The organism is Paludibacterium purpuratum, assembly GCF_004363805.1.
GTDB lineage: Bacteria > Pseudomonadota > Gammaproteobacteria > Burkholderiales > Chromobacteriaceae > Paludibacterium > Paludibacterium purpuratum.
In genome coordinates, this window is the sequence record NZ_SNZP01000002.1 from 302,401 (window position 1) to 312,336 (window position 9,936).

Genomic DNA, 9,936 nt, shown 5'->3' on the forward strand with positions numbered 1-9,936 from the left:
GTGACCTCCTGAATGAAAAAGCCCGCGGGTTGGCGGGCAAAGGGTCTTGCTAGAGAAACAGAGGGAATGAGCTGCAGACGCAGCGGTCAGGGGCCGACACCGAAATTGCCCATGTCTGCCAACGATGATCAAATCGCCAGCCCCTGGCCGATGCATCGCATCGGGCCGGTTACACCTTCCGGCGCGCTTTAGGCGGTCGCCTCCCGGCGGCGCTGCGCTGTTGTCGCGTGTTCAACCTACCTACGTACAACCATACCGGCGAACGGCCGGCGCGCTGGTGGGATACCCACCCGGAAACACATGGTTTGATGTGCTTTCGGGTAACTACCCCGGTCGGCATCAGGCTACCCCTGTGAGGGCTGCCGACTGCTGTAGCGAACTTCGAGCGATTGGGACAGTTCGCACGCCCCGAAGCGGTCACGCCTTGCGGCGTCCCGGTGCTCGTCCCTGGTCTGCGTTGCTACACACTGTTTAGCCGCTTCACGGGGATTGCCCGCAACCGGCCAGGCTCCCGAATCACTTGGCGTCGTTCATCGGGTAAAGCGGCTAAACGGTGCCGCCTCGAGTGAAGCGGCGCGCCGGGCTTTCCCCGGCCGTTTGCATATGAGCCTCCGTCGAGTTGGTTACGCGGTCTATGGCGTCCGCGCTGCCTTGGAAATGTTGCCGGTCTTTGCCGGCTGTCAGGGAAACTGTGTCTTAAAGTCGAACTATCTTTCCCATTCCCGACTGATCGGAGCTTTGGTCAGGCGCCCGCGTGTCGGGCATCAATCCTTGATACATATGTGGTGCCCTTTCTGAACCGTACTACCCGCTTGGCTTTCAATTGCCTTTGCTGCCGTTTCGCAAGCCTGAACGGTGTTGAAGCGGATACTGGTTATTGCCACATCGTCGTTGTGGCTCATCATTCCGGCGTGAAGCCAGATGATTAGAACGTATGCCATTTCGTTCTCCTGTTGATCACATGTAGCGGGGCCGGGCGCTAATCCGGCGGTTGGCATCGGTGCTCTTCTCGGGTAATTGCCTCGTCTGAGGTGATCATGCCGATGCCCGGAACTTCGTCAGCCTGATGGCTGCCCACATGCGCGCTTGTTCCCGCGCTTCCCGCGTGTCTCCAGCATCTCGATTCGCTGAGATGCAGCTTTCCACGCCGCCCGTTACATGTGCCCCCGCGTTGGCAGGGGTCACAAATCCGGATCTCCACTCCCCTCCTCTGCGTCTTGGCCGCCAGGCCTCCCATTGCTGGGTCGCATCGGTTCGTGTGCCGGTGTTGGTGGCACTCTCTTCGCAAGCCGATTGCCGTCGGCCTGATCTCGGCGAGTGCCTGTACCGCATGCATTTTGTTAAGGATCGAAGGCGCGTTGCGTTGGCGTGGGCTGCATCCGCTGATCTGATTCACTCGGCGCCGTGACGCGGTTCGAGGTGATCGGCTTACTCGGCCCAGGGCCTGCCTGGAGCCCGGTGCGTTGGGCTGTTGGAGTGAATATACAAGCAATGCTTTTATGATTCAAGCAAAACTTCAATTTATTAAAGCATTGCTTGTTGCGTGGACGCAAAAAAACCGCCGGCAGGCGGTTTGGGAAGGGTTACAGCGAGGCGATGATCTGTCGTATATCTCGGCGCTGCTGTTGTAGAACGGAGAAAATTCGATTCTCCATGAGGTCAATATTGACCAAAGTATTTTCCAGGCTAGCCTTGATCAGCTTGGCCTGGCTCGCCGAATTCCCGCCATCCTGAGCGAAGTGATGGCAGTTGCCGGCGTGATTGCACGCTCTGTTGGTACGCATTCTTTCCTCGTGTCTCGGTTGGTACTAGCTTATTTTTCAAAACTGGCTTTGGTCTACAAAGGCGACCGGTTCGAAAAAGTCTAGACCGCTTGGTCGACGATGGGGACTGTGGTTTGCACTTAGTCACCCAACTTTGGCCTAGCTAATTACTGGTTTTCGAGGGCATTAAGTCGGCGGAACTGATCCGATGTGGCGGCCAGCAGCGCAATCTGTTCGCCATCGAGGTGGGAAAGGTTTGATAACAACAGGTGCATGCTTGCCTCGCGCCCTGGATCCTTCAGTCCGGTTTCCAGGAATTCGACGCTGACGGCAAAGATTGTTGCCAGGCTGTGCATGTGCTTTTTGCGTGGGCGGGTTGGGCCTTTCAGCCATTTTGTAACGGACCAGGACGACACCCCGCATAAGCGAGCTATCTCTTTCTCCGTAAGCTTTCGCGCTCGCTTCAAGCCGCGTAGCCTGTCTTTAAATGCCTCCATAATCCGATGGTAGGCATATTTCGGATGTATCGTAAGTAAAAGTACTAATCGCACCCAACTTTACCCTATCGGCAAGGTTGAGCAAATATTCTATGACTGGCCGATAGTACAGTTGCGTTTTTTGTATGCTATTTGCGGGATTTCAGCTCGAGGATGCGCTGCAGCAGCTTAGCGATCTCTTTATCGCCTTTACCGATAAGCTTTTGAGCAAGATCGTCCAGGCTCGACGCCGAGACGTATGATGCGAGGGGATCGATGGCCGGGTGTTTGGGCTCTTTCCCTGATTCGAGATATGCGGGTTCCACTTTGAGCGCTCTAGCGATGGCGACAAGGCGAGTTGTACCACGATTTGGGTCTTTCTCGATCTCGCTGATCATCGTTCGACTTACGCCGGCCCGGCGCGCCAACTCTTCTTGCGTGAGGCCCAGCGCTTCGCGCTCCTCCCGAATCCGCGTTCCCATATTCATGGGTTGGATGATGTGACAAGGGAACGTCTGAATGCAGACAACACCGTTTGACTTCAGACAATCAAGGGAAAGAAAAACCCGCCGAAGCGGGTCTTCTACAGGAATGGCAGATCTTTACAGGCCAAATTTCTTGAGCAGCATGGGCAGCACCTGCGCAAGCAGGATGGCACTCACCACCCACATGATGATGCTGTTCTTGGCCTCAGCCACATCAGCCTTGGTTGCATAGTTTGACTTGATGACAGCGACGTCGGTCGTGACGGCATTTAACTTGTCGTTGATCTGAGCGAAGTCCTGCTCAAGCTTTGAGACTCTGGCTTCCATGTTTCTATTATCGGGCGGTTCTCCGCCAAAGCCAACCCCTGATGCTGCTTCCATGCGCTTTCTAATGGCAGCTGAGCGAGCACCAAGATCATTCACTGGCATAGCGTAGGCTCTCCACGTTTCCGACAAATCTGTCTGACGAATCCAATAAAACGGCAGCCATACTCTCTAGCTCGTTTAGGTCTTGCGGCTCAAGCGAAGCGGAATATTTCGTCCTAATGCGCTCAATCAACTCGGCAGCATACGTTGCACTGTCAACCAATTCGATCCCTGCAGTTAACAATGCAAGCTGCCGATCTTCCATTTTCATAAGAAACACCTCATTCAAACCGCCCCGCACGTCCCTTTGACCTGGCCAACGATCTGCACGTAGCCCATCTTCTCTTCCGGCACCGTGCGATCGCGGAAACGGGCTTTGTCCTGGCTGTCGCAGGTGATGCGCACGTCGCCGAATTCTTTGAACAGCCGACGAACCTGCATTTCACCCTCAAGCAAGACGACATATACCAATCCGTCGGTGATGACTTCTACCGGCGTGCATTCAACCACCAGTAAGTCGCCCTCCTGAAGCCTTGGAGCCATGCTCTGGTCGCCCATGGTCATCACTGCGGCGGCCTCAGGGTCTATCCCTAAACGCTCTGCCAGAGAGCGCGGATAGGCTTGGCGCTTTCCGTCGATGTCGACCATCCACCCCACCGCTTGCGCCCCATCACGCTCGATCTGCAGTTCCGGTAGAAAAATGTAGTCCGACTCGTCCGGCATGTCGTCCCACACTCGGACAGGAAACATGGATGGGGGTGGCGCCGGCTCGTCGAAAAACAACTCATTGATTGTTTTCCCAACAATTCGCGCGATGGTTTGTTGGCGCTCAGCACCTCGGGGCATGGTGATGCCCGCTTCCCATTGTTGATAGGCCTGCGGGCTCACGCCTGCTTTCTCCGCCAGTTCTGGCCCGGTCAATCCCGCAGCCTTTCTCGCATCGCGCAGGCGCAACCCAAAAGCCAGATGTTTCGCTTCTCTTTTCATGATGAACGCAACCTTACAAGCAAAACTTCAAGTCTTCCAGCAAGCAATGCTTCTGTTTTTTTGACAAAATCAAGCATTGCTTGAATAATGCCGACAGGAGGACTTTTATGGATCAGAACATCGTCACCCGAGCCGCTGATGCAGTGGGCGGGAAATCTCCCCTGGCAAAAGCTGTCGGCTTCTCGTATCAGGCCATTCAGCAATGGGAGCAGGCCGGCTATGTGCCGCCTAAACGTATCCCTGCCGTGGCAGCCGCATCAGGAATCGATATCGCCGAGTTCTATGCGGCGTATCAACGTGCCAGCGCAGCAAAGGAGGCGGCGTGATGGCCTGCGCTGCCTTCCCCACGAACCATAACCAGCAATGCGCGCAAGTGCATGCAAACCTTTTTGCACGACGTAAAGGAGAACCCCTGATGGATGAAATCATCATCCCATCGCTGGCGCATCGGATACGCCAGATCTTGATGGATCCAAAGCTCAAGCAGGAGCTGATGACGGTACTTGGATGGGACAACAGCAATGTGTCTCGCTACCTAGCCGGCAATCTTGGCATCACCGAGGACAAGATCGACAAGGTTGTCGAATTTCTCGGCATTTTGAACGTGGAGAACCGCCGTCTGGCGCCGATCATCGATATGGCGGATGTCGGATTCAAGGCGATCAAGTTGGACTTTGAAAGGAGGTTTGCGACGCGAGAGACGCTAATGAAAAAGGCCGGCTAAACGGTGCGCTAACACCTAACCGGCCTGTTGCTTAAGGCACAACCAATAAGCACAACCAGTATGCCCTGACAGACTTTTGAAATCAATAGTTTGTGGGGTATGCGGAGGACTTTTTTTATGAAAATCCAACACCGCAACAGCGGCAGGAGAAAGGCTTATATCCATGAATTTCTACAAGCGATTTATGGGTGACTACGCGCGCGGTACGGCGCACCTGTCGCTTGCTGAGCATGGCGCCTATTCGCTCCTGTTGGACTACTACTACGCGACAGAAAAGGGACTTCCTGACGACATGGTCGCGCTCTATCGGATCTGCCGTGCCTTCTCGCCCGAAGAGCAGCAGGCGGTTTCATCGGTTGCCGAGCAGTATTTCCCGATCGGGGATGATGGATTGCGTCACAACACCCGCGCCGACGAACAGATCGAGGATGACTCGACCAGAATCGACGCGGCAAGGGCTAATGGGAAGCGCGGCGGGCGCCCGAGAAAAACCCAAGCAAAACCCAGTGGGTTACAAGATGAAAACCCAATGGGTTTTGAAAATGAAACCCAGACGGAACCCAACGAAAACCCAGAAGAAACCCAGGACGAAAGCTCGCCACAGCCAGAGCCAGATGCTCATAAACCTAACGGTTTATTCGCGGGAGATTCGCGCGCGCCAACGCGCACGCACGGCGGGCACGACACGGTCATGACCTCCTGCCCATCAACCCTCGAGCCAACCCGAGCACATCGCGGCATTGCCGCAAACCAGCACCTGGATCTCGACAACGAACTCGCCATGTTCCTGGCCCATGCCAGGGAGAAAGCGCAGATGTCCGCCGACTGGAACGCCAGTTTCGAGAAGTGGCTTCGCCGATCGCGCAACTTCGGCGGCGGCAAAGACCAGCGCCAGCCCGCCAAAACCTCCCTCGAAGAACACAACCGCGAGGCCATGCGGCTCGCCAAAGCCAGGATCTTTGGCACGGACATGTCAGCCGAGAAGGAAATCAACCCATGACCCAAGACGACTTCGAGCAGTTCGACAAAATCCTGGAGGGCGTGACTGAGCTGTACGGCAAACGCCTGGCACCGTTCGCGATCGAGATTTACTGGCGCGCGCTCCAGCACCTCGACATCGCCGTGTTCCGCGAAGCGATGCAACGCCACGTCACCAGCCCGGACAACGGCCAGTTCATGCCCAAACCGGCCGACATCATCCGCATGACCCAAGGGTCGAGCCAGGACAAAGCCCTGCAGGCCTGGCACAAGGTCGACAAGGCCGTGCGCACCGTCGGCGTGCATCGCAGTGTGGCATTCGACGATCCGCTGATTCACCGTGCGATCGCCGAAATGGGCGGCTGGATCATGCTCGGCAACAAGACCGAGGACGAATGGCCGTTCGTGGCCCGCGAGTTCGAACAGCGCTACCGCGCCTTCGCCAGCCGGCAAGAGCGCCCTGACTACCCGCCGGTTCTAGTCGGCATCAGCGAGGCGAACAACAACCGCAAGGGCCACGACAGCGAGCCCCCGGCGCTGATCGGCGATGCGGCCGGAGCCAAGGCGGTCATGATCGCCGGCACGCAGAAGCCGCTGCTGGGCATCACGATGATGGATCCGCGTCAGGCGGTTCAAGCCCTGCAGCTCGTCGACAAGCGAGACGTGGCATGACCACCACCTGCCCACTCTGCGCCACCGGTGGCCACCTCTACGACCGAAATTGCCCCGATTGCGTCGCTCGCGACCTCGCCCGGAGTCCGAAAGGCCACCGCACTGCCGCGTATTCGGCCATAGAGCGCGAATTCTGCCGTCAGGCTGCCGAGGATATGCGCGAGCGCGTAATCGAGGCGCATAGGACGTTTGTGTCGAAATTTCTCGGAGGGAATGCAGCATGGCCTACGTTATCTCGTTCACCGTACCCGGTACGCCGGTCGGCAAAGGGCTGACGGCTGACCAGCTCAAGCAGATTGTCAGTTACGACAAAAAAACGGGCGTCTTCACGTGGCTCACGAGGATGGGGCCACGCCACCCAGGCGAAGTGGCCGGCACCAAGTGCCGAAGAGGTTATTTGAGCATCTGTATTCACCGGAAAATTTACAAAGCGCACCGGTTGGCATGGCTTTACGTGTATGGCGTTTGGCCATCCGGGCAGGTGGATCACATCGACAACAATAAGTCCAACAACGCGATTGCTAATTTGCGCGATGTGGATCAAGCGCTCAACCAAAGAAATCGGCGCATAGCCAAAAACGATAGCGAAACAGGTGTTCTTGGCGTGTCGCGCTGGCCAGATGGTCGCCCAGGTTTCAAGGCGCAGATCACAGTGGATGGGCGGTGTCGATACATAGGGACGTTTGAAACCATGGAATCCGCGCATGAAGCGTATCTGTTGGCGAAGAAAAACTTACACAAGGGGGCTTGCCTGTGAAGGTCGAATTTATCGTGCCGGGTGCACCAATCGGGAAGGCGAGACCGCGCGTATCCACTGTTGCCGGGCATGCTCGCATGTATACCCCGGCTAAGACCGCCAGCTACGAGGGCATGGTAGCGCTTGCCGCTCAACGGGCGATGGCAGGCCGTGCGCCGATCACCGGCCCGGCCGACGTTCGGCTGACCATGTTGCTGCCGATCCCGACGAGCTGGTCGAAGAAAAAACAGGCGGCAGCCCTCGCCGGCCAGGTCTACCCGACCAAGAAGCCGGACGCCGACAACGTCGTGAAGGCGATCTTCGACGGCATCAACGGCGTGGTGTGGGTCGACGACGTGCAGGCCTGCGACATCGCCGTGCGCAAGCGCTACGCCGAAACGCCTGGTGTGCAAGTGGTGGTAACCGAGATTCAAGGTGCGCTGTTCGCCGCGTAAGCAGTACCAGCAGGGCAAAAGCAACAAAACGGGGGGTGATATGCAGTTCTCAAGCGTGCGCAGTCTTGTCGGTTGGTCTTTCCAGATTGAGACCAGCTCGATGATCAAAGTCCAGAAGTTCCAAGAGCAGACCTCGCCGGCGTTCGCCAACCTCACCCCCATGGACTTGAAGGCGCAGTCGGCGATGGTCATGGCCAAGATCAACCGGTTGCCGTTCGAGGAACGCGCCGTGCTGTGGTGCCTGCACGTTCAGCGCGAAACCGAAATTATCTTCCTGGCCGATCGCACGCCGCGGCGCTGGAGCATGGCGACCGACAAGGACATCATCCGCAAGTGGTGCACCGGTGACGGCCCGGGATGTCGCGACATCGGGGATCGGCACGACGTCAGCTTCAAAACAGCGAATAGGTACGAGAAGGAAGTTGTCAGAATGCTGGAATGCTGGATGCACAAGGCTTACGCGACGCTAGAGATCCAGCACCGAGCGATATTGCAACACCTGTATTACGCCGAACGCTTGACAGCGTGATGACACAAAACTATCATTTTTGCAGCAGCCCGAACTTCGTCCAGAGTTCGGGTTTTTTGTTTTATGGTATCGTTTGACGTGCGTATGTTTGGCAGCGAAAATATATGCACTTTCAATAAAACGGTATCTGAGACATGAAACGAATCCTACTTGTTGCTCTATGTGCCACTCTCGCCGCCCCGGTGTTTGCAACTACGATTACGCCGCCGACAGAGGCTGATTGCAAAGGGGTAAACGATTCCACTCTTGCATTTGCCACGAATCCTGCGATGGTTTCCAATCAGCAGAAGGCCGCCGATATTGCGCAGTTAATCCAAGGCGGTCGAGGCAGCGGAGTGAGTGAGTGCCTAATCATGCAACAGGTCAAAGCCGCATCGATCCAATGAGTTGACTTGAAATTTACTGAAGACCCGCCACTTGGCGGGTTTTTGCATTTCAGGGGTCGCCAAATGCCCTTCACTTTGTCATTTTGTGTGCAATCGTTCCATGCTGGGGGTATATGATGTTTCTTCCTGTTGAACGAAAAAGGCACGCCATGATCACGTACGATATGCTGATGCAGCAGTACAAAACGTTTGATAAAGCGCGAGACATGTATTGGGATCGCCTGGCAAAAGCTGCCATACAGCTAGCCAACGAACTCGAAGAATCGCTACACCTCACCGCCAAATTTTATGCAGAAGACGGGAAATCATATCGATATGTCGACATCGGCGAGGTGGTGGATGGAAAGTTCGTGCCGAAGAATCCACACCTGTTGAACGCTGATGATCTTTCATTGAGCTTTGCAATAAAGGTTGCCCTTGAAGTGGCACCGAACGCCTTCCCTAAGCTGTTCTTTTCCCAGCAAGTTTTGATCAAGGATACTGGCGGCCGATTGCAGGTTACGCTTGTTGGAAATAGCGAACACATTCTGTTTGTGACTGGTGCGGATGCAACGGGGAAATTTTCAGAAGTGGCTGAGCAAATCAAACAGAACATTGTTGATCTGTTAGACCCTGCAGCTTTTAACCCCGCTGGCGCCTAGACAGCGCCTGATATTTTATTTTGATTGCCCCGCCAAGTGCGGGGCTTTTCCGTTTCTGGAGCCGTGATCATGAAAACTTGGTACCTGCAAACCGATGGTCTGCGCCAGATGATCGACGACCATCTGCATGCCGGCTTCGAAGAGGTCGACACCTGCGAGGCCGAATCCTGGCTGCAGGCTAAGGCCATTCTGGCTGGGGAATGATCATGCACCTCGAACGCTGCAAATCCGTGCTCGACGCGTGCCACCTCCGCGAAGGTCAGCATGTTCTCATGGCAACCGGCCGTGCTGCCAAGGTGGCCGTGATCGACCAGACTGTGATTCGCTTCGACTATTTCGAGCGCCGCGGCCCCGACGATTACGTGATTGTTCCGCGACACAAGGTGCCGGAGCTGGTTCGCGTCTGAATTCCCGGCCCGGCCGCCTCGAAAGGAGGTGATCCGGGCATTAACCCCTGCGAGGCCAAACATGGCTCACGTTGATGTACGAATCCCCGCTATCGAGATTGCGATGTGCCGGGACGAGATGGCTTATGGCCAGTTGCTGCTGACTCGCCTTCGCGAAGCCGGCATCCCGGTCATTGGTAAGCTGACGTTCCAAGGCGTCGAGAATGGCGAGCTACTGCAAAGCAAGTCCGACAAGCTCGATTACATGATCTACCGCTGGGTCCCCGGCGAGACCAATACCACCCACGACCAGATACTGGTCGCCCACTGACGCCGAGGAGGCGCGAGCCTC

18 protein-coding genes are annotated in these 9,936 nt (G+C 56.2%); 11 read left to right on the forward strand and 7 right to left on the reverse strand.

Going from position 1 to position 9,936, the window contains the following annotated elements; all coding sequences use genetic code 11:
* Window positions 1–764: 764 nt before the first annotated feature.
* The 7 genes from DFP86_RS19220 to DFP86_RS03420 form a co-directional block, all read right to left on the reverse strand.
* Complete coding sequence (locus DFP86_RS19220) at window positions 765–941, reverse strand: hypothetical protein (RefSeq protein ID WP_166642132.1); 177 nt, start codon at window positions 939–941, stop codon at window positions 765–767.
* Between the two features lie 642 nt (window positions 942–1,583).
* Window positions 1,584–1,784 (reverse strand): hypothetical protein, encoded by a 201-nt coding sequence (locus tag DFP86_RS03395; protein WP_133678595.1) that lies wholly within the window; start codon window positions 1,782–1,784, stop codon window positions 1,584–1,586.
* 146 nt (window positions 1,785–1,930) lie between these two features.
* A complete protein-coding gene (locus tag DFP86_RS19695) occupies window positions 1,931–2,260 on the reverse strand; it encodes a helix-turn-helix domain-containing protein (RefSeq protein WP_133678596.1) in 330 nt (109 codons plus the stop codon).
* Window positions 2,261–2,388: 128 nt separating this feature from the next.
* Window positions 2,389–2,727, reverse strand: a complete 339-nt coding sequence (locus DFP86_RS03405) for a helix-turn-helix domain-containing protein (protein WP_133678597.1) — start codon at window positions 2,725–2,727, stop codon at window positions 2,389–2,391.
* Between the two features lie 114 nt (window positions 2,728–2,841).
* Window positions 2,842–3,153, reverse strand: a complete 312-nt coding sequence (locus tag DFP86_RS03410) for a hypothetical protein (protein ID WP_133678598.1) — start codon at window positions 3,151–3,153, stop codon at window positions 2,842–2,844.
* Window positions 3,140–3,361: a hypothetical protein gene (locus tag DFP86_RS03415; RefSeq protein ID WP_133678599.1), complete on the reverse strand. Its 222-nt coding sequence runs from the start codon at window positions 3,359–3,361 to the stop codon at window positions 3,140–3,142. The genes DFP86_RS03410 and DFP86_RS03415 overlap by 14 nt, the downstream gene beginning before the upstream one ends.
* 14 nt (window positions 3,362–3,375) lie before the next feature.
* Window positions 3,376–4,077 (reverse strand): LexA family transcriptional regulator, encoded by a 702-nt coding sequence (locus tag DFP86_RS03420; RefSeq protein ID WP_133678600.1) that lies wholly within the window; start codon window positions 4,075–4,077, stop codon window positions 3,376–3,378.
* 107 nt (window positions 4,078–4,184) lie between these two features.
* Between DFP86_RS03420 and DFP86_RS03425 the strand changes: the two genes are divergently transcribed.
* The 11 genes from DFP86_RS03425 (at window position 4,185) to DFP86_RS03470 (ending at window position 9,915) form a co-directional block, all read left to right on the forward strand.
* The gene (locus DFP86_RS03425) at window positions 4,185–4,403 is read left to right on the forward strand and encodes a carph-isopro domain-containing protein (protein WP_133678601.1); all 219 of its coding nucleotides are present in this window, start codon (window positions 4,185–4,187) and stop codon (window positions 4,401–4,403) included.
* A gap of 89 nt (window positions 4,404–4,492) precedes the next feature.
* Window positions 4,493–4,801, forward strand: coding sequence for a helix-turn-helix domain-containing protein (locus DFP86_RS03430; RefSeq protein ID WP_133678602.1), 309 nt, complete (start codon window positions 4,493–4,495; stop codon window positions 4,799–4,801).
* Between the two features lie 163 nt (window positions 4,802–4,964).
* The gene (locus DFP86_RS03435; protein ID WP_133678603.1) at window positions 4,965–5,801 is read left to right on the forward strand and encodes a YdaU family protein; all 837 of its coding nucleotides are present in this window, start codon (window positions 4,965–4,967) and stop codon (window positions 5,799–5,801) included.
* Window positions 5,798–6,451, forward strand: a complete 654-nt coding sequence (locus tag DFP86_RS03440) for a DUF6475 domain-containing protein (protein ID WP_133678604.1) — start codon at window positions 5,798–5,800, stop codon at window positions 6,449–6,451. Before DFP86_RS03435 ends, DFP86_RS03440 begins: the two co-directional genes overlap by 4 nt.
* Before the next feature lie 220 nt (window positions 6,452–6,671).
* Window positions 6,672–7,208: an HNH endonuclease signature motif containing protein gene (locus DFP86_RS03445; RefSeq protein ID WP_133678605.1), complete on the forward strand. Its 537-nt coding sequence runs from the start codon at window positions 6,672–6,674 to the stop codon at window positions 7,206–7,208.
* A 14-nt stretch (window positions 7,209–7,222) separates the two neighbouring features.
* Window positions 7,223–7,642 carry a RusA family crossover junction endodeoxyribonuclease gene (locus DFP86_RS03450; RefSeq protein ID WP_279526887.1) on the forward strand — a complete coding sequence of 140 codons (420 nt, stop codon included), beginning with the start codon at window positions 7,223–7,225 and terminating at the stop codon, window positions 7,640–7,642.
* 100 nt (window positions 7,643–7,742) lie between these two features.
* Window positions 7,743–8,171: a hypothetical protein gene (locus DFP86_RS03455; protein WP_133678607.1), complete on the forward strand. Its 429-nt coding sequence runs from the start codon at window positions 7,743–7,745 to the stop codon at window positions 8,169–8,171.
* 535 nt (window positions 8,172–8,706) lie between these two features.
* Complete coding sequence (locus DFP86_RS03460) at window positions 8,707–9,198, forward strand: hypothetical protein (RefSeq protein WP_208108205.1); 492 nt, start codon at window positions 8,707–8,709, stop codon at window positions 9,196–9,198.
* 69 nt (window positions 9,199–9,267) lie between these two features.
* Window positions 9,268–9,402, forward strand: a complete 135-nt coding sequence (locus tag DFP86_RS19700; RefSeq protein ID WP_279526885.1) for a hypothetical protein — start codon at window positions 9,268–9,270, stop codon at window positions 9,400–9,402.
* A 2-nt stretch (window positions 9,403–9,404) separates the two neighbouring features.
* Entirely contained in the window at window positions 9,405–9,605 is a 201-nt protein-coding gene (locus DFP86_RS03465) for a hypothetical protein (RefSeq protein WP_133678609.1), read from the forward strand.
* 61 nt (window positions 9,606–9,666) lie between these two features.
* Window positions 9,667–9,915 (forward strand): hypothetical protein, encoded by a 249-nt coding sequence (locus tag DFP86_RS03470; RefSeq protein ID WP_133678610.1) that lies wholly within the window; start codon window positions 9,667–9,669, stop codon window positions 9,913–9,915.
* Window positions 9,916–9,936 lie beyond the last annotated feature (21 nt).